We start from the raw sequence: 23,585 nt of genomic DNA, 5'->3' as shown, positions 1-23,585 counted from the left end.
CAACGTCTATATATTGGCTTTCAATGTATACTTATTCTCGACTCAAGCGAGTTTTACTGGGTGAATCTCTACCTACCAGTGCATCTGTTCACGAACGGTTGAGCAACGCTACTGGATTAGCTGTTCTTGCTTCCGATGCACTTTCGTCTGTTGCCTACGCTACTCAAGAAACTTTGCTGGTATTATTACTAGCAGGCAGCAGCAGTTTGAGCTTATCCTTGCCTATCTCTGCAATTATTATTTTACTCTTGGGGATAGTAGCACTTTCCTATCGACAGACGATTAAAGCTTACCCAAACGGCGGTGGTGCATACATTGTAGCGCGAGAAAACTTGGGTATTTATCCAGGTTTAATCGCAGCGGCTTCTCTGATGATTGACTACATTTTAACTGTAACTGTGAGTATTTCGGCTGGGGTGGCAGCCTTGACTTCCGCAGTGCCGGGATTGCAATCCTACACGGTGGAAATGTGCTTGTTTTTTATTGTCCCGATCATGTTTGCCAATCTCAGGGGATTGCGGGAATCTGGCAAAATATTTATGGTTCCTACCTATGCGTTTATCCTAGGTATTTTTATTTTAATTTTCTGTGGTTTATATCAACAAGCCACAGGTCACGTTTTGCCAAAATTAGAAAATATTCCCGCCTCTGAACCTTTAGGATTATTTTTGATAGCCCGCGCCTTTGCTGCTGGTTGTACTGCCCTGACTGGAGTGGAAGCTATCTCCGATGGAGTGTTGGCTTTTAAGCCTCCTGAATGGAAAAATGCACGGCTGACTTTGACATATTTGGGGGTAATTCTGGGAGTAATGTTTTTGGGAATTAGTTACTTGGCTCATATTTATCAAGTGATTCCTAGCGAACATGAAACCCTACTTTCTGTGTTAGGAAAAGATATTTTTGGAGTAGGTGTATTTTACTATTATTTGCAGGCGGCAACTCTGTTGATTTTGCTGTTGGCGGCGAATACCAGTTATGCAGATTTTCCGCGACTTTGTTATTTTTTGGCGCGAGATGGTTTTTTGCCCAGACAGTTGTCGCTTTTGGGCGATCGCCTGGTTTATTCTAATGGAATTACCCTGCTGAGTCTCTGCGCTGCATTTTTAATTGTCATCTTCCGAGGCGAGACTACGGCGGTGATTCCCCTCTATGCAGTGGGAGTTTTTACTTCTTTTACTCTCTCCCAGTCGGGGATGGTAATTCACTGGCTGAAAGAGCGGGGGAAAGGATGGCAAGCTAGTGCTGTGATGAACGGTGTCGGTGCATTGGCAACATTGTTAGTTTTGGGTGTAATTATCGCCACCAAATTCCTGTTGGGGGCTTGGGTTGTGGTAGTCACTATTCCGATCGTGGTTAGTTTATTTTTAGCTGTTCGGCGGCACTATCGGTATGTAGCGGCTCGTTTGAGCATTCAGGGAGTAGAACCGAAGTCCTATCCTCCCAGACCTACAGTTAAGGTGGCAACACATCCGGCGGTGGTATTAGTAGGACAGTTGCATCGGGGAACTTTGGAGGCTCTTGATTATGCTCGTTTAATTGCTGATGAAGTTGTCGCAGTTCATGTTGATATTGGTTTGACAGATAGAGCCAAATTAGAAGCATCTTGGCAAGATTTGCAGTCTGATATTCCTTTGGAAATTTTAGAATCTCCTTATCGTTCTGTGGGCGAGGCTTTGACTCACTTTTTGACTTTGTTTGAAGCACAGCGGCCGGGAGTTTTCTTAACGCTGATTATTCCGGCTTTTGTGACGCGAAATTGGTGGGAGGGATTGCTGCATAATCAAACTGCTTTCTTTTTGAAGGCGGCTTTGCGGGCGAAAAGAAGTCGGGTGGTGACGACGGTTAGGTATTTTCTGTAATAGGGAATGGAGAATAGGGAATGGGTAATGGGGAATGGGGAATGGGGAATGGAGAATGGGGAATTACCTAGTCGAAGGGCATTTTTTCGGGAGCATCCCGATTTTCTAAGGGCGAAGCATGACCGCAGATAAGTTATTGGTTAAAACGAGAGATGTACTGCGGTCATGCTTCGCCCCTACATATATATTTGCAAATTCGAGATTCTCCCATTTTTTATGACAGCAGTTACAAATTCTGTTTGTTGCCGAAGTTCCTTTTTCCTACTGCTATAGTTGACATATCAAAAATGATGTGTCAGGATTGTAGTAATTAGACAAGTTGCCTTTAAACTTGTGTTTAAAAAGATTGCGGCTGCTGAACCAAAGTCTTTGATTACCTACAATATCTCTTCAATTTGTGGGGTTGCTATGGGGTGCATTTCAATGAGTGCAAATATATTCGTAGGGGCGAAGCATGACCGCAGTAAATCTCTGGTTATCCCTAATAAATTGTCTGCGGTCATGCTTCGCCCTTAGACAATCGGGATGCTCCCTTGCTATGCAGCCCGCAACATAATACTTATGCAGCAGCCAAAAAATCTGAATCGGCTTTTGCGAGCTTTGTCTCGGCAAGGTCTTGATGTTAGTTACGACAACAAAGTATACTCCATTTCTGTCAATAGTTCTGTAAAAGAACACTGGCAAGATGACAGTGGCACAACAGCAGAAGTTTTGCTCCCAGAGGGTTTTCCGGTGGAAGCAAAGGCGCTCAAACAGTTAGCAAGTTTGGCTAATGTTCGCCATCCTCAAGGTGGTTGCGTTTGTCGCGCCTGCGCTACTCCAGATTTTCATCCGGGTGATTCGGGGGTGGCGATCGGCTCTATTGTAGAAACAGCAGGAATGGTGATTCCGGCGGCTCTCGGTTCGGATATTAACTGCGGGATGCGGTTACACGTTGCTGATTTGTCGATCGCCCAATTCTTAGCAAAACGCGATCGATTTGTAGAATTAATGAAAGGCGATTACTTTTTTGGTACTCGCGATGTCAGCATGACGGCAAAAACTGCTCGCGCTATGTTCCAACACGGGATTCCCGGATGGCTGGATGCTATGTTGGACAAAACAACTGGTAGTGTGGTAAATTCCGATTCTGAGCAGTTGGCGACAGAATGCGAGCGTACTTTTCTGGGCGGTTCCATGAATGGCGATATCCAATGGGCTCCGGAAGAATTAGTCCCAAACGACGGCTTAGTCAGGGATGGCGGCTTGGGTACTATCGGCGGCGGCAATCATTTTGTGGAAATTCAAGTGGTTGATGAAGTTGTTGATAAAGCTAGGGCTTATAATTGGGGTGTGCGATCGGGACAAATCGCTTTCATGATTCACTCCGGTTCCCGGAATGTCGGTAAATATATAGGTGGAATGTGGCGCGATTGGGCCCGTGATGCTTGGCCGAAAAACCTCAAATACCCGGAATCAGAGCTTTTCCCGCTATCACTCTCCGCAAATCCCGAACTTGTCCACAGCTATCTCGAAGCTGAAGCAACAGCGGCTAACTATGGTTTTGTCAACCGTTTGCTGTTAGCAGAACTTTTGCGGCTGCGTTTGCGGCAAGTTTTTGGCGATATCGAAGCTCCTTTAGTCTACGATTTACCTCACAATATCACCTTAGCTGAAGGTGCCGGTTGGGTGACTCGCAAAGGTGCTTGTCCCGCCTATCTCGAACAGCCAGTAATTATACCGGGTTCGATGGGTGCGCCGTCTTATCTACTAATTGGTAAGGGAAACGATCGATTTTTGCGATCGGCTTCTCACGGTGCTGGTAGAGCTCGATCGCGTTTCGATATGAGTCGCGAAGGTGTTGACAAAAGTGACACTGCTTTGGGCTTAACCGGCGTAGATTGCATTACCTTAAGGCAAGAGCGCAGAATAGAAGAAGCACCGGCTGCTTACAAGGCTATTCAACCAGTAATTGATGCTCAAGTAGAGGCACAAATGGTTGATGTAGTCGCTAAAATGAAGCCTGTGTTAACCTTTAAAGCGTAAGCTAGGCATATATTTGTCCGTTCTCATTTGTGGAACTTGGTTGTGGAACGCGCATTTTGCCCGTATCAGGAACAGGCTAGAAGCCCGTTCCACAAGACAATTTCTTGGTTGTGGAACGGGCATCTTGCCCGTTCTTAAAACTGTGAGAGTAAGTGCAAAATCTAAAAATTGCCCAATTACCCCCATCCTCAATTGTCACCAAATTCGCCTAAATCTACCCATCCTTTACAGCGGTTGCTGAAATACGGGCGCCGCTACCGCCTTCAAGCTTGGCTAGCAACTATCTGTTCATTTCTGAATAAAATCTTCGACTTAGCGCCACCGGCATTAATCGGGATTGCGGTTGATGTGGTGGTGAAAAATCAAGATTCCATTATCGCTCAGTGGGGCGTAAAAGATGTTTTTTGGCAACTGGCAATTATTACTATTTTGAGCGCGGTTGTTTGGGCATTGGAGTCTATTTTTGAATATGCTTACGATTACTTATGGCGGAATTTGGCTCAGAATATTCAGCATGATTTGCGCCTGGAAGCTTACAGTCATTTGCAAGAATTAGAATTAGCTTATTTTGAAGAACGCAGCACTGGTGGTTTAATTTCTATTTTGAATGACGATATTAATCAACTGGAGCGTTTTTTAGATGGTGGTGCTAATGATGTTATTCAGGTAATTACAACGGTAGTTATTATTGGCGCGGCTTTTTTTGCAGCATCTCCGACTGTTGCTGTGCTGTCTATGCTGCCGATTCCGTTTATTGTTTGGGGTTCGATCGCCTTTCAGAACCGTCTGGCCCCTCTCTACGCGGATGTGCGGGAAAAGGTGAGCTTTTTGAACGGTCAATTATCGAATAACTTGAGCGGAATTACTACTATTAAAAGTTTCACTTCTGAGGATTATGAGACTCAGCGTATCGCCAACCAAAGTGAAGCTTATCGCCAAAGTAACCGAAAGGCGATCGTGCTTTCTGCTGCTTTTATTCCGTTGATTCGGATTATCATTTTCTTGGGTTTTATCGCAACCCTATTTCTAGGCGGTTTGGAGGTTGTGGCCGGCAGATTGTCGGTGGGAACTTACAGTGTTTTGGTATTTTTGACTCAGCGGTTGCTGTGGCCTCTGACTAGGCTTGGTGACACTCTGGATCAGTATCAGCGGGCGATGGCTTCTACTAATCGGGCGATGGATTTGCTGGATACTCCGATCGCCATTCGCACAGGAGACATTCGGTTGCCCATCAGTTCGATTAAGGGAGCGCTGGAATTTAAAAATGTGACTTTTTCTTACAATCAAAGAAGACCGATTTTACAATATTTTTCCTTGACGCTAATGGCGGGGAAAACTACGGCGATAGTTGGTCCTACTGGTTCGGGAAAAAGTACGTTGGTGAAGTTGATTTTGCGGCTTTATGAGGTACAATACGGTTACATTACTTTGGATGGTATTGAATTAAATAAACTGAATTTAAAAGATTTGCGCAGGGCGATTGGATTGGTGAGTCAAGATATATTTTTATTTCATGGTACGGTGGCAGAAAATATTGCTTATGGCAGTTTTGAGGCAACTAATTATGATATTATAGAGGCTGCAAAAATTGCTGAGGCCCATGAGTTTATCGTGCAATTGCCCGATGGTTATGAGACAATTGTGGGGGAACGGGGTCAAAAATTGTCGGGGGGACAAAGACAGCGGATTGCTATTGCTAGGGCTGTTTTGAAGAATCCGCCGATTTTGATTCTGGATGAGGCTACTTCGGCGGTGGATAATGAGACGGAGGCGGCTATTCAGCGATCGCTCGAACGCATTACTAAAAATCGGACTACAATTGCGATCGCCCACCGTCTTTCCACAGTGCGTAATGCTGACTGCATTTTTGTGATGGATGAGGGGCTGGTGGTAGAATCGGGGCAGCACGAACAACTGCTCGAACATGACGGAGTTTATGCGTCGCTCTGGCGCGTCCAATCTGGTATAAAATAGAAACGAAGCGGTTTTGGGTAATTGGGAATTGGGAATTGGGAATTGGGAATTGGGAATTGGGAATTGGGCATAGGGCATAGGGTATTGGTAATCAGTTATTCACAGTTTTCTAATAAAGAATAACGAATCACAAATAACCAATAACCAAGAACCAATAACGAATCACACATAACCAGTAACGAATCACCAATAACCAGTGACAAATAACCGTAAAATATTAATTTCTACAATCAAGAAGAGAAAATGTTTCTATTTGATAGCCCTGAGTCTAAACCCAACGAAAATAGCTGGAGTCGCAAATTAGATAAGTTTGTGAAAGCTAATCAACATGAATTGGCTGCTTTGGCTTGGGGGCTATTTCTGGAAAGGGGTGAGGAAAGCGAGGAAATTTTGGCAATTGATATTGCAGAAACTCCACGTTTTGTGTATTGTAAAAAAGAGGCGGTTGAGGAGTTAAACCGTCAAGTTAGAAGTCATATTCAGGAAGTTATAGGGGTGTTGAACGCTCACAAGCCTGAGAAGGAAGTGGCGATTTTGGCCATAGGAGAAGGTCAAATTAAGTTGATTTTTTTTGAACCTAAGCCGGAACCTCCAGTTTGTTTTGAGGAAGCTGCGGCGGATGTCGATACATTGCTGGCCAAGTTGGAACAGCAGATGGTTGAATATATGAAGTAGGACTTAAGTAAAGGTGTTGAGAAACCGGGTTTTTTCACTACAATATTCGATTCAAACCCTTAATATTTGTGAAAAACCCGGTTTATTTAGTCCTGTATATATGCCTGCGTAATTCCTGACTAAAGTTGGTTGCGCAGTTCATCAATAAGTCAATATCTTCGGAGAAGCGTTCGATGAGCTTCCATCCTTTTGAAAGGCTGGTTCCTCCTTTAAAAATAACTTGAGTTGGCCACTGATTGGCTACAATTCGCAGCGCTTCAGTGACATAGTAATCTTTTTCAATAAATGCTTCGGTAAGACCAAGGTTGGCAAAGTGTTCTCTGGTAGCCCGGATAGCATCGCGAAAATCGGGAGATTCACAAATTTTCATTTTGCCTGCCATTCATGAGCATAACAAAGGTTCCTCAAAATCCCAAAATCAAACCTAGAAATGGGGTTTAAGTTTTGGCGAATTTGTTGGAGTTGCTGAGGGCTTTTATCGAGTTCTTGACCAATTGCGCCTAGCATTGCACGGACGCGGGGAGGTTCGGCATCTGCTACGGCTACTAAAGACTCAAAGTGGTTACTTTCACGGAAGCACTCCAGCAGGCGTTGCTTAGTTTGTTCGGGTGATAATTCGCTCAGCTTTGCCCTCGACCTCAACAAATCAAGCAAAGCCGCTTCTGTGTTAGAGAGATGTTTCCATGTTTCAGGCCTGCGGGTGTGAACTTTGGCGCGTGAACCAATAATGGTGCGGGGAACGCTATTAGCTGAGGTGGCAAATTCACCTTGTATGGAATTCTGAGTGGTGAATCCCAACAGATTAGCAGCGCTAAGTCCTGCAGGCTGAAAGGTTTGAGCCACTGGCAACTTTTGAATCTCACTTTGAGAGGGGCGGCTGCGGCCAAAGCGCGTTTGGCGGGGTCGGTAGTACAGTCCTTTGTTAACTCGTTCTAGGGTTCCTGCTTCTACCATACGGGAGAGGGTTTTGCAGACTGCTGTTGGCGGTAGTCCAGAAAAATCAGATAGCCGCCAGTAGCCTTCTCCCTGTTCCTCTATTTGCCGGTGAACGAGCGCGGAGGTATTAACTCGAATCGGTTTCATGGCTTGAATCCAATATTTAGCCTCACTTCCATTGTTCTTGGTACTGGGTGTAATGTCAAGTTTTTTTGCTTTAAAACTTGACATAACGCTGTTTGATCGATCTTCCGGTGAAATTTCCACCCGCACCTCTACCTGTAAATCCGTCAGCGTGTAGAGATGCTGTTGTTTTTGATAAGACTCAACCAGGGATTGCAGATATTTAGGAAAATCAACTGGTGTCGCCATCCGATTGTAGATTTTAGAATATCGATTGATTATAGAATTTTTCTAGATGTGCGATCGACTCTCTTAGTCCGCGGAGGCGGACTTTGTTTATGTAGACGCGGTTTCAACCGCCCGGTTATCTTTGCGTGGACTAAGATTAAGATGCAAACCGAAAATTCAACAGCGTACTCAGAGTAGCCCGATCGCGCCCCTGTCTTTTAGAATCATAAAGAGCCTCATCAGCCGCCAATACCAGCGTTGATATATCATTCTCCGGCCCAGGAACAACACTAGCAATTCCCAAACTAATTGTTACCACAGGATTCGGCAAATTAGCAACTTTTGAATGCTTAAAAACCAAATTCAAAGATTTAATATTAGCTCTAATTGTTTCAGCAACTATCGCAGCAGCCGACGCATCAGTCCCAGGTAAAATCACCGCAAATTCCTCGCCACCATAGCGAGCAGCCACATCAGCAGGATGCTTGAGCGATCGAGCAATTGCCTGAGCTACCGATCGCAAACAAGTATCTCCAGCTTGATGTCCATAGGTATCATTGTATACTTTAAAATAATCAATATCGCACAAAATTAAAGATATCGGAGAACCATCACGACTCATGTGCTTCCATTCCGCCCGCAAACAACTGTCAAAATGCCGTCTATTCCCAATTTGAGTAAGTTCGTCCACGTTCACCAAAGCTTGTAGCCTTTCATTTTCTTGCTGTAAATCTTCAAGACGAGCCCTTGGCTTATGCTCAGACAAATTGTGTGTTTTAAAATACAATCGATATAATTCGCAAGACACTACACAATTATTTTCATCTAATTTTACCAAGCCCATACTGTCTAGCTGATAAGCAATTAAAGGCTCTATATAAATACTATTATTAGAATTTATTACCTGTTGAAAAGCTTCTGATAGTGCGGGATTTTTTTGCAATATTCTCGACTGACTTTGGATATGTTCGCTATAAATTCCGCTTTGACTAGGAGCTAATTTTAGCAGTTGTTCTAATTCTGTTTGTGCCGGATAGTTACCTGCCTCTTCTGGCAAATTACGGAGGTTATCTTGTAACAGATTTACTAAGTTATAAAGAGCCAAATGGACTAAATAAGGATGTCCTCCTACCATTTTCATTAATTGCTGAACTGGAGAGCTATCACTCCAGTCCAGTCCATATCGTCGCGCTAATTCTTGGACTTGCTCGACAGTAAAATCCAACAATTTAATGGGTAATCCTACATTAAAAGGAGATTGATTTAAACTCAAAGACACATAAATTTCTGTTGAGTGAATTACCACTAAGCGGAGTTTTTGCCAAGTATCAATTAGTCTGGCTTGTTCGTACCAGTAACGCAGTAGTGGCAGGAATTCTTGAGCAATATTTGTACGTTCAAATACTCGATTGACTTCATTGAGTACCAAGACAATGGGAGTTTCTATTTCTGCTAGTAAATAGTTTTCAAAATACATAGTACAGCTTACTTTACTGCCCATATCTTCATCCCAGAAATCATCCAAGTTGGGTGGGAGTTTGAGTTGTCTGGCTGCATTGATACAAAGCCATCGCAAAAATTTATCTAAGCTACCAAAAGCAGCTTCATCCGCTTGCTGAAAATCTACGGTGACAGTGCGGTATCCCCGCGCTAGTGCCACTTGAATTATGCGTAGCATCAGAGAACTTTTGCCCATTTTTCTGGGGGCTTTAATCCGAACCAGGCTTCCGGGTTTGCCAATTTCTGCACAAGCTCGCGCTTCGGCTGGGGTTCGATCGATATAAAATCGAGAGTCCAGGGGTATGGGGCCACCGGGAAATTCTAAGTCTGCAACCCTTTGGATGAAATTTGGTGATTTGGGGATTCCTTGCATAGTTGTGGTGCCAGATGAGACCCTGATAAATAATTAGATGCGTAAGCTCATACCAATCAATGCGATCGCTGTGGTTCGCTACTGGGCTGTCTTCCAAAATATACCAGTCAGCCGATTTTAGGTTTGAGATTTGAGAGGTTAAAATTATTCAATAGTATAAAAAAAAGGCGGCAAATCTTTAAAGATTTGGATCTGTCGATCGAGCTTGGAGTATGAATTTGCTATAGTAGTGTCACTTTACTCAAAATCAAACCCTGCTTCCACTAAACTAGAAAACATCACAAGGAGAAATAATCATTGTCACGCCGCTACCTGTTCACCTCTGAATCTGTTACCGAAGGCCATCCCGATAAAATCTGCGATCAAATTTCAGATACGATTTTAGATGCCTTACTGACCGAAGACCCTAAAAGTCGCGTCGCCGCTGAAGTTGTTGTCAACACGGGCTTGATGCTGCTGACGGGAGAAATTACCACCAAAGCCCAGGTAAATTACATAGAATTAGCGCGGAAAAAAATAGCCGACATTGGCTACATCCACGCAGATAACGGCTTTTCTGCCAATAGCTGCTCAGTGTTGGTAGCTCTTGACGCTCAGTCTCCCGATATTGCTCAAGGGGTGAATACAGCCCAGGAAACTCGGGAACAATCTAGCGAAGAACAATTGGACGCCATTGGAGCAGGCGACCAAGGCTTAATGTTCGGCTTTGCTTGCAACGAAACGCCGGAATTGATGCCACTACCGATTAGTTTAGCGCACCGGATTTGCCGCCAATTGGCAGCAGTCCGCAAAACTGGTCAATTGCCTTACCTACGTCCCGATGGCAAAAGCCAAGTTACCGTCACTTACGAAGATGGCAAACCTGTTGGTATTGATACCATCTTAATTTCTACGCAGCACACTGAGGCGATCGGCGATATTACTGATACTGCCGCAGTTCAAGCCAAAATTAAAGAAGACCTTTGGACTGCTGTGGTCGAACCCGTGTTTGCGGATATCGCCATCAAACCAGATGCAGAAACTCGCTTCCTTGTCAACCCCACTGGCAAATTTGTGATCGGCGGACCTCAAGGAGATTCAGGTTTGACTGGGCGCAAAATTATTGTGGATACCTACGGCGGTTATTCCCGTCACGGTGGCGGTGCTTTTTCTGGAAAAGACCCCACCAAGGTAGACCGCAGCGCGGCTTATGCTTGTCGCTACGTGGCTAAAAATATCGTAGCGGCCGGTTTAGCCGAAAAGTGTGAAGTGCAGTTGAGTTATGCGATCGGTGTCGCGCGGCCCGTCAGCATGATGATCGAAACTTTTGGCACTGGAAAAGTCGATGACGATCGCCTTTTGGAAGTTGTGAAGCAGTTGTTTGAACTGCGTCCAGCGGGGATTATTCAAGCATTTAACTTGCAGAATTTGCCTGCGGAAAGGGGCGGCCGTTTCTATCAAGATGTGGCTGCTTACGGTCACTTTGGACGCACTGATTTAGAGTTGCCTTGGGAGCAAACTGATAAGGTGGAACTGTTGAAGTCAGCTTTGAGTGAGCAGTTGTCGGCAGTAACCCGATAGTAAAATTTCAGGGGCAAGCTACTAAAATTTAATACTGCTTGTTACCAGGCTCTGCCTGGTAACACAGATCCGGAGGCTCTGCCTCCAAGTTTCCCAAAAGCTGGCGAGGCAGAGCCTCTGGATCTCGGTTCCCAGGCAGAGCCGGGGAACCAGTTAAAATTTAATACTGCTTGTTACCAGGCTCTGCCTGGTAACACAGATCCGGAGGCTCTGCCTCCAAGTTTCTCAAAAGCTGGCGAGGCAGAGCCTCTGGATCTCGGTTCCCAGGCAGAGCCGGGGAACCAGTTAAATACTGCTTGTTACCAGGCTCTGCCTGGTAACACAGCTCCGGAGGCTCTGCCTCCAAGTTTCTCAAAAGCTGGCGAGGCAGAGCCTCTGGATCTCGGTTCCCAGGCAGAGCCGGGGAACCAGTTAAATACTGCTTGTTACCAGGCTCTGCCTGGTAACACAGATCCGGAGGCTCTGCCTCCAAGTTTCTCAAAAGCTGGCGAGGCAGAGCCTCTGGATCTCGGTTCCCAGGCAGAGCCGGGGAACCAGTTAAATACTGCTTGTTACCAGGCTCTGCCTGGTAACACAGATCCGGAGGCTCTGCCTCCAAGTTTCTCAAAAGCTGGCGAGGCAGAGCCTCTGGATCTTGGTTCCCAGGCAGAGCCGGGGAACCAGTTAAAATAACAAATAACAAATTCCTATACTAAATGCCATTTTTGGAGCCATTCCAGTCAGCGATTCGTAATTTCAAATCTTTATTAAAACAGCAGTTGGCAGTTCCAGTTAACACAAAAAATAAAATAGCCATTTCCACCACCTTTGCGCCTCAGCACACTGGAATGCGCGGTGTCTGGATACCCAGCACAGACTGCAAAGTTCTCACTTCAAAACAACGAATTGCAGAAGCAATGGATTTCCTTGCCGATACGGGATTTAATACAGTATTTCCTGTAGTCTGGAATCGAGGTTTTACCGCTTATCCTTCTCAAATTATGCGCGAACAATTTGGAGTCGAAATTGACTCGCGCTATGGAGGACGCGATCCCTTAGCAGAATTAATTGTTGAAGCAAATAGAGTGGGTTTAAAAGTCATTCCTTGGTTTGAATACGGCTTTGTGAGTTCTTACAATCTCAACGGTGGTCATTTGCTGGCGAAAAAACCAGAGTGGGCGGCGCGCGATCGCACTGGAAATTTGCTGAAAAAGAATAATTTCGAGTGGATGAACTCTCTAGACCCCGAAGTGCAAGACTTTCTGCTAAGTTTGATACTGGAAGTTGCGAAAAATTATCCTGTCCATGGCGTTCAAGGAGACGATCGCATTGCGCTTCCCTGTGAAGGTGGCTATGATGCTAAAACTGTGGAAAACTATCGCCAACAGTGCGGGAGAGAACCGCCTGCCAATCCTAGGGAGCAACATTGGCTGCACTGGCGCGCTGATATTATTACTGAATTTGTGGCTCGTTTGTACCGAGAATTGAAAGCGATTAATCCAGATTTATTGCTGTCGATGTCGCCTAGTCCTTATGAATGGGGACTGGTGGAATATTTGCAGGATTCTAAAAGTTGGGTTGACAGAAAGTTGGTGGATATGATTCACCCGCAATTCTACCGACGTGATTTTAACAGTTATCAGCAATTAGTCGATCGACTCGTTAGACAACAGTTTAGCAGCGAACAATTACAGTACGTCTCCCCCGGTATTCTGTTGGCGAATCGAGGTAGTTCTTATTGCATAACTCCCGAACTGTTGTTAGAGGTGATTGCTTACCACCGTTCTTGTGGTATTCACGGAGAAGTTTTGTTTTTTTATGAAGCATTGCGCGATAATCACGATGTTTTAGCTAAATTTTTGAAAAATAATCCGTATTTTAACTGATATATCTTATTAAAATTTTACCAACTTTACCTAGGGTGGAATGGTTGCCTGTCAAGTCGATCGCCTGCTATATTTGTGATATCAGGTAATACCAACTCGTCGGCTGCTGAAACCGGAAGTTTCAACCATCGCGATCGGATTGGTAGTCAAATTCCAAAGCTGAGGGATCGGGTGCATTGTCGAAAAGACAAAATCAGCTTTGGGTCAAAGGATTTTCGGTTTGGGATTTGGGATTCTCCCCACGCCTCAAAGCAAAAACTTGCAAATTTTAGAACCTTTCGAGTTCATCAGTGGACTGGGCAACTTTTTCACTTGGGATTTATGACAAGCATTAAAAGTATGTGCCAGTACCTGCAAATAATCCTTTGGAGGTTATCTAAAATTCCCAATTTGCCTGTCACTCTTTGAACAAAAATAAAAAATGCCGAAGTCTGTGCTTGTAATGTGTTATGGGAATAAAACACACTATTTGCATAAATATTTATCTGTTTTTACCTGAATAAGAGTTTTAGGAGTTGAAAAATAATTTGTGAGGAGTAATCAAACATCTAATTATTTCTGAGACATCCACCGAATTTATTTTTTGTTTTGAGGCTACAAAAACATCAGATTATTTTTCGGATGTAGGTCTTAGGAAATATAAAGAAATGCCAGTTGTGGAGAGTGAAAACAAGTGATAGATACTAGCAGAAAACAGCGGTTGCATATTTCCAAACTTAACTTACCCAAAAAAGCAGGTGATAGCATCGATGAAATTGTTATAAATTCATTGTTTAAAATAATCGAAGATTGGCAAAATCAAATCGGTACTTGGGGCATTCATCAAAAAATTGGGACGGGGTATTTGTTGGCAATCGGTATCGGTTTTTTGGGTTCAATGAGTGGATTGGTAATCGCCGACTACCACCAAGGACAAGGAGTCAAACAACTCAATGATGCTCACCAACAAGCCCAATTGCTAGGCAATTTTAAAGATGCAACCATGGCTGCACATTTGCAGGGGTCGCAGCTAGATTCTTTTGTAGACAATTCCGCTAAATTGAAGTGGCAAAAAGAACAGTTAATTGCGAGTATTACTAAGGCGAAAAACCTGCGATCGCAAATAGAAAAATTTGCCGATAGTAAACCAGCTTGGTTGGCAGCAGAACCTCGGATTCTCAAGGCTTTATTGCAAGATTGCACAGCAGATTTAGACTCCTACGCCACTACTCTCCAGTCTACCTTGCAGCAAATTGAGCGGTCGCAATTATCACCACAACAGATAGAATCAGCCCGAAAAATCTTGGCAATTGAAAGTGGATATGGTGCACAGCAACTCGATAGCCATTTTCAGGAATTGAGCAAAATTCTCGACATAGCCCAGCAGCAAGAAAGACAAGGCGGTGTAGTGATGGAGAATGCCCAAGGCATCGAAAAGGGCATAATTATCATTAGTATGTTGCTGTCGGTAGCGGTGGCGGGAATTGTGGCGAAGCGCACCAGTAGGGCGATCGCCAAACCTGTCATCAGCGTCACCCAGGTGGCGCAACAAGTAGCCGCCGAGTCGAATTTTGACTTGCGAGTCCCCGTCAGTGCCAAAGGTGAAATCGGCTCTCTGGCCGTCTCTCTCAATCACCTAATCGAGCGGGTTTCGGGACATACAAAAGAATTGGAACAAGCTAGGGAAGTTGCTGTCGCCGCTAACACTGCTAAAAGCCAGTTTTTAGCAAATATGACTCACGAGTTCCGGACACCTTTACACGCAATTATTGGCTACAGTCAACTACTTTTAGAAGAGGCGCGGGATGGTGGGTACAAGGAGTTTGTACCAGACTTGGACAAGATTGAGAAAGCGGGGGCGCACTTGTTATCTTTGGTTAACGATATCCTCGATTTGTCCAAAATTGAAACGGGGGGAATGAAACTGGAAATTGAGGAGTTTGACATCGCATCGCTGGTGGAGAAAGTGGCGAGTACCGCGCAACCTTTGGTAGGGAAAAATGGTAATGTTTTGGAGGTTGAGTGCGATCGAACTGCGGGTATTATGCACACAGATTTGGGGAAATTGCGGCAGGTTTTGATGCACTTGTTGAGTAACGCTGCTAAGTTTACCAAAAACGGTAGGGTGAAAGTGAGTGTCAGCCGGATTGCAGGAAGTGGCAAATTGAATTTAGGGCGATCGGGTGTTGACAGTGCGATCGCGATCGGTAAAACTGATGCTGGGGCGATCGAATCTGATTGGATTTGTTTATCGGTTAAGGATACGGGAATTGGAATGTCGGAAGCACAACAGCACAAGTTATTTGAAGCTTTTGTGCAAGCTGACGGTTCAGCAACGCGACAGTACGGTGGCACTGGATTGGGGCTGACGATTAGCCGGTATTACTGTGAGATGATGGGTGGCGAGATTGTGGTGGAAAGTGAAGAGGGGAAAGGGTCGATTTTTACTGTGCGGATACCGGCGGGAAATGGGTAATGTCATGTTGGGGTGAAGTATTTGGGCGACAATTGGGTTTGTTGCAAAGCTGTTGTTTTGCGTCCAAATCCTTTACTGTTGTCATTGGGGGCGGGATATTTTATTTTTCCCAGATGTCTATTTAATTAAGTTATTTTGATGCGGTTTATTACACCGTTTTGATTATTATTGCACTATTTCCAGCATTCATATATAATCGATTTCACGCGCAGGCGATCGCAACCAGCTTTTGTATAATAACAGAATCTTACCTGTCATCAAACAGCTTGAGGCAAAATGAATAACTTGTTAACTCGTATTACCCAAACACCCGGTCAGTGCGGTGGTCGCCCTTGCATTCGAGGCATGAGAATTCGGGTCAGCGATATTTTAGAAATGTTGGCAGAAAATGTGATTGTCACTGAAATTTTAGAAGAATTCCCCGATTTGGAACCTGAAGACATCCAAGCCTGCTTGCTGTTTGCTGCACGACGCACTGATTTTACTCGGTTGACAGCATGAATATTTGGATTGATGCTCAATTACCTCCTACCTTGGCATTATCCTACTGTACCAAAATACCAGCAATTGCCTGGTTGAGCGCTGCATAACCTTCTGAGTTAATATGCAGAAAGTCTCGACTGTATTTTGAGTCAACAATCCCCTGGGAATTCGCCAATACCTGACTGCTATCAAACACAATTACCCGATCGCCCGCCAGGGTTTTGATATAATCATTTACGTCCTTAATTGCGATCGCTACATCATCCGACCAAAACGGCTGTCGTGCGATCGGCAACGTTCCTAACGGAAAAATAGTTGTTACCACAACCTTAGCTCCCGTGTCAACAGATTTTTGCACAATTTGCCCGATATTTGTCTTGCAATTTCCAATAATCGCCTCTTTTTGTTCGGGAAACAAAGGAATTGCCTTAAGGTCATTGACACCAACTTGAATCACAATTATCTTAGGCTTCAGCGAAGCTACGTGCTGCTGAAAACGTCCCAGCACCTGCGCCGTAGTCTGGCCACCTATGCCGCGATTAATAATAGTTGCATTTTTGATTGTATCTGGTACTGGCCAACTCTCTGCCCGTGAATCGCCATAAAAAACAATGACAGGTTTTTGTGTTTTTTCTGCTGAATTGGGATAGGAGTTGAGGCCAAGTGGGTCAAGTGCCGTAGAATTTAATAACAGGTAATACTTTTGCCATTGTTGGTAGAGAAAGACATTCAATCCTGCTGACGCCAGCAAAGCCAAAGAAAGCGCTAGAAATGCTATTTTTTTCGGTAGATTCATTCGTTCATATTTTGCTTGCCTGGGTTTGCGTTAAAACACTTTTTTGATGATTCTGAAAGGGTTTCAGGCTTCGAGCGTGACTCATCTCGGTTTGCGTTAAAACACTTTTTTGATGATTCTGAAAGGGTTTCAGGCTTCGAGCGTGACTCATCTCGGTTTGCGTTAAAGCACTTTTTTGATGATTTTGCAAGGGTTTGAGGTTTTGAGAGTGACTCATCTCGGTTTGCGTTAAAACACTTTTATGCCCAAAAAGGGAGATAGCGAGCATAGCGGGTAGAGGTTGATTCGGATTCGTCAGCCTTGATCAAGCCAGCTTCTTTGGTAGCTCCTATAATCAGAGAAACGGTTGCTACTTGCGAATCACTTAGACGGAACCGCTCCCGTAGGGTTTGGTTAGACATAGGTTGATTAGTGACATACCGCAGGCAGCAATGCTGATAGCAGGCTCGAATTCGGTCTGTTTTGCTCATATCTGCAAAATCCTGATGGGCAAACAGCATGGCTGTGGTGCGTGTCTCACCTACTCGAAAATCTGGTGCGGGTAGTTGAAATATCTCTGCTGCGCTTACAACTTTGTCAATACCACTGCCTTTTTCTTCACATATACGGAAACGTCGCATTACATCGGCGAGTTGTTCGTTGCGGGAGCGATATTCATCAATAAATCGCTCTACCTTAATGGGCGGGATGCCAGGATTAGATATCTCGATGCGATCGCTATACATCTCGATCATTACTGAAGCGCCCGTAGCTAAAAAATCTTGATGTACCAATGCATTAGCAATCAGTTCCCGTAGTGCTTGTTCTGGGAACATCTTCACTTCTTCGCGCATAACTTCCTCGATAAAGCGATTTTGTGGTGCTGCTGAGTGGACAAAATCTACCAACCATTTAAAGCAAACTGCATATCCCCGGTTTTCCGTTTTGTCATCGCGGGTTTGCAACTTATTAATACCTTCATAGATCACGACACGGGGTGCTTTGCGAGCCAATGCAGGGGAAAAGGCATCCAGTTTTTTTGCCAACAGGATGGCGGCTAGGTTGGTGATTGTCCAACCCTGTGGTGTTTGTTTGATTAAATATTGGCTTTGCAATTTTTCAAGGACAGCATCGCGGCTAGTCGGATAGGGAACTTCTAGCAGTTCAAAGTATGTTTGAGTATCTAGTAGGGCAATTACATCGTCAGGGCTAGCGTTACATCGGGCGGCTTGGGAAAACCAATCTTGTTGGTCTTCAGCAAAAATATTCTTGAGTACATCTTGTGTCATCGGCACCAAATCTTCTCCCGCTCTCATTAGGTAGGCTCCCTCATAGTCTAATGCACGACCTACAGGACGGGTTGGCACTTCAAACACTAGCACTCGACCATCAGGATGCTGCAATTCTGTAGCGTCTACCCGAAATCTCAGTTTCTCAACTATATATGCCTTAATCCTGTTTAAATCCTTTGCTGTTGACCAAGCTAGGGAACCTACTACCTGGCGAGGTTGCTTATCGGTAACGCCCAAAACAATATAACCGCCTCCTTCATTCGCCAGCGCTACACAATATTTCAGCAGCTTATTTGAATCAAACTGTTGTTTGGCTTCTTTGAATTCCAGCCGTTCTGTCTCTGCGGGTGCAAGCAGCCATTTTTCAAGGGTTTCAAGCGTAATCATGTAGCAATTCTCTCCTTAGCGGCTTTTGTTTTCTCGTTGGCGGTGTCTGCGGTGAGTTCGCCAGTGAAGGCTTTTTACAGGATGGATTGTTTGAGTTTTTTTAAGACTGCGAGTTTTTGGCGGTAGATGATTTCCAGGCGTAGGGTTTCAAAGGATAATTCTTCTAATTGACAAGTAATTATTTTTTGTGTTTTTCACATCAGGACATGGAAATCTTTGATTCGCAAATGTACCAAGGTTAATATTAATACATTCATTTACGTTATTAATTGCGATCGCCCCACCATCCAAGAAACCGGGTTTCTGCGAGAATTTACGCATCCTCACCGAGATTTTAGGAAGAAACCTGGTTTCACCAGTCCCGCCCCACCATCCAAGAAACCGGGTTTCTGCGAGAATTTACGCATCCTCACGAGATTTTCGGAAGAAACCCGGTTTCACCAGTCCCACGCGCCTAGTCCAAGAAACCGGGTTTCTGCGAAAATTTACGCATCCTCACGAGATTTTACAAAGAAACCCGGTTTCTGATCTCCACGGTTTCGCACTTCCATAAAAATCAACAAAGCATTAACATCAGCCGGATTCACACCACCAATCCTCGATGCTTGTCCAATAGTCAGCGGCCTGATTTTGGTCAACTTTTCCCGCGACTCCTTCGAGAGAGTTGTAATTGCCATATAATCCAAATCCGCAGGCAATTGTCGGCGTTCGTGTCTGACAATTTCATCAATTTGATTTTGCTGTTTTTGCAGATAGCCAGAATATTTGATATCTATTTCTGCACCATCTTTCTCAGCCAACTTCAAACTAGAATCGCCTAAATTGTACCGTTCCAAATCGACATAATGAAAACCCGGACGACGCAACAAATCAGCCAGAGTAATCGAACCGTTAATCGATTGTTGAGTTTCAGCCAAAATCTGCTGACCAAGATCCTCGTGCTCTTTCACCCGCGTCGAGTACAAGCGTTTCTTTTCCGCCACAATATTAGCTTGTTTGCGCTCGAATAATTCCCAGCGTCGATCGCCAATCAAGCCAATTTCCCGTCCGAGCGGAGTCAAGCGTTGATCCGCATTGTCCGATCGCAATAATAACCGATATTCCGATCGCGAAGTCAACATCCGGTAAGGTTCCCGCAAATCCTTCGTACACAAATCATCAATCAAAGTCCCCAGATAACTTTGCTCGCGCGGAAACACAATCATCTCCTGATTTTTCGCAAATCTAGCCGCATTAATTCCTGCGACAATCCCCTGTGCCGCCGCCTCCTCATATCCAGTCGTACCGTTCACCTGACCCGCGCAAAATAGCCCTTCAATCTTCTTAGTCATCAGCGTCGGAAAACACTGAGTTGCCGGCAAATAATCATACTCCACAGCATAAGCAGGGCGCATCATCTCGCACTTTTCCAAGCCGGGGAGAGTCCGCAACATTTGCAATTGCAAACTTTCCGGTAAACCAGTCGAAAATCCTTGGATATAAAGTTCAGGAATATCTCTACCTTCCGGTTCAATAAAAATCTGGTGACTTTCCTTATCCGCAAACCGCACAATCTTATCCTCAATACTCGGACAATAGCGCGGCCCCTTGGCATCAACCCAGCCGCCGTAGACTGGAGAAAGGTGCAAATTGTCTCTAATTAACTGGTGAGTTTCGGGCGTAGTTCGAGTTAGATAACAAGGCATTTGTTCCCGTTCGATCCAAACTTCTGGATCGAAACTAAACCAGCGAACATCTGCATCTCCAGGTTGCGGTTCCAGGTTAGTGTAATCGAGAGTTCGTTTGTCAACTCTTGCCGGAGTTCCAGTCTTCAACCTGCCAGTTTCAAAGCCCAAACGGTTGAGAGTTTCCGTCAAACCAACGGCGGCAAATTCTCCGGCGCGTCCGGCTGGCATCGACTTATTGCCCACCCAAATTGTGCCGCCTAAAAAAGTGCCTGTGGTGAGAATTACGGCTTTGCATTCAAAGGCGACACCGAAGTAGGTTTCGACTCCGATTACTTCTTCGTTTTTGCCCAAAACTAAGTCTGTTACCATCGCTTCCCGGATGGTCAAATTCTCTTGATTTTCAACAATATTGTTCATCACAGCGGCGTATTCCCGCTTGTCTGTTTGTGCTCGCAGCGCCCACACTGCGGGGCCTCGTGAAGAGTTGAGGATGCGTTTTTGTAAGTAAGTGCGATCGGCCATTTTGCCAATTTCGCCACCTAACGCATCCACTTCGTTAGTCAGTTGAGTTTTCGCCGGACCGCCGACAGCCGGATTGCAGGGTTGCCACGCAATTTTGTCGAGGTTGAGGGTGAGTAAAAGAGTGCGACAACCGAGGCGAGAAGTGGCGAGGGCGGCTTCGCAGCCGGAGTGTCCGGCACCAACTACGATGATGTCGAAACTATCTTGGAATTGTACTGGGGTTTGTGCAGTCATTCGATTTTAGATTTTAGATTTTAGATTGAATAATAGACATCTGGCAAAATTAGGTTTTAGTTTCGTCAATTAAAACTCTTCCTCTCCTTTAGAGTAGCTGCTTTCTTCAAACATCGATGTTAATCCGGTAATTTTTATGGGAGGTCTATCTTTGAATTCTACGACAAATGACAATTCCCCACCCATTGCCTCGATATAACTTTGCAAAGTAGATACCAACAAATCTGCACGGCGTTCGAGTCGATCGGTACGGCTGTTTTGGGCATGAGAGCTACTATACTCTATTTTTATCGTTTTGATTCAAACCCTTGACACACTTGCTCCCTAGCCAGCTATGAGCCACCATTGGGTATACCGCAACGCAGTTGCGGTGAGCAGTTACACTTGTTTCTCTAATAAATCCTGATTTGTTAACAGAAATATTGATGGAGAAACCAGGTTTTTTACCCCCCTTGCATAAATCCGATCCTTATTCCTTCCCATCCTCTAAAAATCAAAATAAATGTAAGGTAAACCACCCTCCGGTGCCAACACCCAAACCGCATACAAACAAAGCGGTACTAACATCAACTTCACAGGCCAATTCAACTCCACCTTCAAACCCCGAATTAACGTATAATTCATCAACATCGCCACCGCCAAGCCCCCCAACATCCAACTTAACTGCACTCTTTCCAAACCCATGGCTTCCACATAAACTTTATGTGCAAACTGGACATCAGCAGGATGTCCCCACAAATGGGAAATTACCCATCCAGAGTCTTTTAAATCGGGAAGACGGAAAAATATCCAACTACCAAAAACCATAGCTTGAGTTAACAGCCAACCGATGAAAAAGCCGATCGCATTGTCCCACAAAAAATCTATTCGCAACCGCTTAAACACCACATCTGTCAGCCTATGAACCACCAAAGCCAAACCGTGTAACCCCCCCCACACAATAAATCCCCAAGCCGCACCATGCCAAATTCCAGCCACTAACATGACGATTAACAAATTCAGACAAGTACGCCACAAACTAACCCGCGAACCCCCCAAAGGAAAATACAAATAATTCCGCAGCCAATCCCCTAAAGTCATGTGCCAGCGCCGCCAAAAATCGCCTATGCTAGAACTAAAATAAGGAAAATCAAAATTGGGTGGCAAGTACCAACCTAGCAGCAAAGCAGTACCGCGCGCGATGTCAACATAAGCGCCAAAGTCGAGATAAAGTTGCAACCCGTAAGCAAAAATTGTCAGCCACAAATCTTCGCTTCCCGCACGCTGCAAGTTAGTAAAACTTAAATCTACATAAATTCCCAAATTGTCAGCCAAAAGCCCTTTTTTGACTGCACCGGAGGCGATCGCCCACAGTCCCTCTGCAATGCCATCTGCTGTGGGAAATTTCTGGGATTTTAGTTGATAAATTAAGTTATGATACCGAGTAATTGGTCCGGAAATTAGTTTTGGAAAAAACAACTTGTAAGCAGCAAAGTGCAGCAGTGAATTTGCCGCAGGTGCACCTCGATACACGTCAATCAAATAAGCAATGCACTCAAAGCAAAAAAAACTCAATCCTAGAGGTGCAATTACGTGGGTTTTTACCCAGTCCGCACTGTCTAAAGCCACGGGTAAATTTAACAAATTGCCTAGGGAACTTAAGAAAAAAGGCACATACTTAAAGCCTAGAAGCAGCAATACATTCACGCTAATTCCTATGCACAGCAGCAACCAACGGCGGCGGTTCCAAGATTCGTTAGCAATCCGCCAATCCAGAGGTTCCCCGATCGCCATTGCCAAGACATAATTAAACAGAGTACCTACTAACAGCAGAGGAATGTACCATCTTTGCAGCGAACCATAAAAAATCAGACTACCAATTACCATGATGGAAAGTCGCCACCATCGCAGTGGCACTAACCAATAAACAACTAACAAACTTAGCAAAAATTGGGCGTATTGAAGGGAGATGAAAGTCATGTTTGACAAATCAATAAGATAAGTGTTTGCATATTATTGCTGTATTCTATAACTGCAAAATGCGTTTGACGATCGCACTGGTAGAACTCGGAACTTCTATTTTGACCAAGGAAATTTTGCCACCACAGGCTAAAACCGCAGGTGCTTCCGGTAGTGTTTCGATTTGATAGTCGCCTCCTTTAACGTAGATATCTGGTTTCAGCATCGCGATCAGTTCAATGGCGGTAGTTTCGGGAAAAATTACCACGGCGTCTACGGCTTTGAGAGCTGCTAAAACTTCGGCTCGCTGTTCCTCTGGTACGATGGGGCGCGCTGGTAATCCCGGCTGCTGGGGTTTGAGGGCTTGTACGCTAGCATCGCTATTCAATCCCACCACGAGGGAGCGCCCCAAGGATGAAGCCTGCAGCAAATAGCGGACGTGCCCTGCGTGTAAGATATCGAAGCAGCCGTTGGTAAAGACGAGGGGACGCCACTGAGCCGGATTTGAGGCGATCGCACCAACAAGTTCTTTCAACCTATAAACACCAGAAATCATTGTTTCCACCAACAGCGAGTTTGAACAGCGATGAACCATCCTACCAGCAAAAGTGAGAAATAGCACTTGCTAAATTGAAAAATTAATTATTCAATTGCCTAATAATTAGTAAGTTATAATTTGCAGGCGAGAGCTTAAGTGAAATTTAAAAATAGAGA

At 44.7% G+C, this 23,585-nt stretch carries 17 protein-coding genes; 8 read left to right on the top strand and 9 right to left on the bottom strand.

The window, feature by feature from the left end; genetic code table 11:
• The first annotated feature begins 23 nt into the window (after positions 1–23).
• The 4 genes from P2A85_RS24540 (at position 24) to P2A85_RS24525 (ending at position 6,533) form a co-directional block, all read left to right on the top strand.
• Positions 24–1,859, top strand: coding sequence for an APC family permease (locus P2A85_RS24540; protein ID WP_377475965.1), 1,836 nt, complete (start codon positions 24–26; stop codon positions 1,857–1,859).
• Positions 1,860–2,420: 561 nt separating this feature from the next.
• Positions 2,421–3,884: an RtcB family protein gene (locus tag P2A85_RS24535; RefSeq protein ID WP_377475964.1), complete on the top strand. Its 1,464-nt coding sequence runs from the start codon at positions 2,421–2,423 to the stop codon at positions 3,882–3,884.
• Positions 3,885–4,076: 192 nt separating this feature from the next.
• A complete protein-coding gene (locus tag P2A85_RS24530) occupies positions 4,077–5,858 on the top strand; it encodes an ABC transporter ATP-binding protein (protein ID WP_377481683.1) in 1,782 nt (593 codons plus the stop codon).
• A gap of 243 nt (positions 5,859–6,101) precedes the next feature.
• The gene (locus P2A85_RS24525; RefSeq protein WP_377475963.1) at positions 6,102–6,533 is read left to right on the top strand and encodes a hypothetical protein; all 432 of its coding nucleotides are present in this window, start codon (positions 6,102–6,104) and stop codon (positions 6,531–6,533) included.
• Positions 6,534–6,615: 82 nt separating this feature from the next.
• On the opposite strand, the gene P2A85_RS24520 is transcribed toward P2A85_RS24525, so the two are convergent.
• The 3 genes from P2A85_RS24520 to P2A85_RS24510 all read right to left on the bottom strand — a co-directional run bounded on the left by P2A85_RS24520 (position 6,616) and on the right by P2A85_RS24510 (position 9,693).
• Positions 6,616–6,903 carry a nucleotidyl transferase AbiEii/AbiGii toxin family protein gene (locus P2A85_RS24520; protein WP_377475962.1) on the bottom strand — a complete coding sequence of 96 codons (288 nt, stop codon included), beginning with the start codon at positions 6,901–6,903 and terminating at the stop codon, positions 6,616–6,618.
• Positions 6,900–7,841, bottom strand: coding sequence for a hypothetical protein (locus P2A85_RS24515; RefSeq protein ID WP_377475961.1), 942 nt, complete (start codon positions 7,839–7,841; stop codon positions 6,900–6,902). Before P2A85_RS24515 ends, P2A85_RS24520 begins: the two co-directional genes overlap by 4 nt.
• Before the next feature lie 136 nt (positions 7,842–7,977).
• A complete protein-coding gene (locus P2A85_RS24510; RefSeq protein ID WP_377475960.1) occupies positions 7,978–9,693 on the bottom strand; it encodes an AAA-like domain-containing protein in 1,716 nt (571 codons plus the stop codon).
• Positions 9,694–9,990: 297 nt separating this feature from the next.
• On the opposite strand from P2A85_RS24510, the gene metK reads away from it, so the two are divergent.
• Positions 9,991–11,253 carry a methionine adenosyltransferase gene (metK, locus tag P2A85_RS24505; RefSeq protein WP_377475959.1) on the top strand — a complete coding sequence of 421 codons (1,263 nt, stop codon included), beginning with the start codon at positions 9,991–9,993 and terminating at the stop codon, positions 11,251–11,253.
• A gap of 160 nt (positions 11,254–11,413) precedes the next feature.
• Here metK and P2A85_RS24500 read toward each other — a convergent pair whose 3' ends face one another.
• The gene (locus tag P2A85_RS24500) at positions 11,414–11,935 is read right to left on the bottom strand and encodes a hypothetical protein (RefSeq protein WP_377475958.1); all 522 of its coding nucleotides are present in this window, start codon (positions 11,933–11,935) and stop codon (positions 11,414–11,416) included.
• Positions 11,936–12,080: 145 nt separating this feature from the next.
• Between P2A85_RS24500 and P2A85_RS24495 the strand changes: the two genes are divergently transcribed.
• The 3 genes from P2A85_RS24495 to P2A85_RS24485 all read left to right on the top strand — a co-directional run bounded on the left by P2A85_RS24495 (position 12,081) and on the right by P2A85_RS24485 (position 16,074).
• The gene (locus P2A85_RS24495) at positions 12,081–13,118 is read left to right on the top strand and encodes a glycoside hydrolase family 10 protein (protein ID WP_377481680.1); all 1,038 of its coding nucleotides are present in this window, start codon (positions 12,081–12,083) and stop codon (positions 13,116–13,118) included.
• A gap of 673 nt (positions 13,119–13,791) precedes the next feature.
• Positions 13,792–15,573: an ATP-binding protein gene (locus P2A85_RS24490; protein ID WP_377475957.1), complete on the top strand. Its 1,782-nt coding sequence runs from the start codon at positions 13,792–13,794 to the stop codon at positions 15,571–15,573.
• A gap of 276 nt (positions 15,574–15,849) precedes the next feature.
• The gene (locus tag P2A85_RS24485; RefSeq protein ID WP_377475956.1) at positions 15,850–16,074 is read left to right on the top strand and encodes a DUF433 domain-containing protein; all 225 of its coding nucleotides are present in this window, start codon (positions 15,850–15,852) and stop codon (positions 16,072–16,074) included.
• 43 nt (positions 16,075–16,117) lie between these two features.
• Here the strand turns inward: P2A85_RS24485 and P2A85_RS24480 are convergent, their stop codons facing one another.
• From P2A85_RS24480 to rfaE2, 5 genes are all read right to left on the bottom strand, one after another.
• Positions 16,118–16,852, bottom strand: a complete 735-nt coding sequence (locus P2A85_RS24480) for an SGNH/GDSL hydrolase family protein (RefSeq protein ID WP_377475955.1) — start codon at positions 16,850–16,852, stop codon at positions 16,118–16,120.
• A gap of 239 nt (positions 16,853–17,091) precedes the next feature.
• Positions 17,092–18,510: an ATP-binding protein gene (locus P2A85_RS24475; RefSeq protein ID WP_377475954.1), complete on the bottom strand. Its 1,419-nt coding sequence runs from the start codon at positions 18,508–18,510 to the stop codon at positions 17,092–17,094.
• A gap of 485 nt (positions 18,511–18,995) precedes the next feature.
• On the bottom strand, positions 18,996–20,933 hold the full coding sequence (gene mnmG, locus P2A85_RS24470) for a tRNA uridine-5-carboxymethylaminomethyl(34) synthesis enzyme MnmG (protein ID WP_377475952.1): 1,938 nt from the start codon (positions 20,931–20,933) through the stop codon (positions 18,996–18,998).
• Between the two features lie 486 nt (positions 20,934–21,419).
• Entirely contained in the window at positions 21,420–22,892 is a 1,473-nt protein-coding gene (locus tag P2A85_RS24465) for an MBOAT family O-acyltransferase (RefSeq protein WP_377475951.1), read from the bottom strand.
• 46 nt (positions 22,893–22,938) lie between these two features.
• Positions 22,939–23,427 carry a D-glycero-beta-D-manno-heptose 1-phosphate adenylyltransferase gene (rfaE2, locus tag P2A85_RS24460; RefSeq protein WP_340551129.1) on the bottom strand — a complete coding sequence of 163 codons (489 nt, stop codon included), beginning with the start codon at positions 23,425–23,427 and terminating at the stop codon, positions 22,939–22,941.
• Positions 23,428–23,585 lie beyond the last annotated feature (158 nt).

It is taken from the genome of Microcoleus anatoxicus (assembly GCF_042465725.1).
GTDB classification, from domain to species: domain Bacteria; phylum Cyanobacteriota; class Cyanobacteriia; order Cyanobacteriales; family Microcoleaceae; genus Microcoleus; species Microcoleus anatoxicus.
Note: the sequence above shows the minus strand (reverse complement) of the source record. Positions and strands in the feature narration are given on the sequence as shown.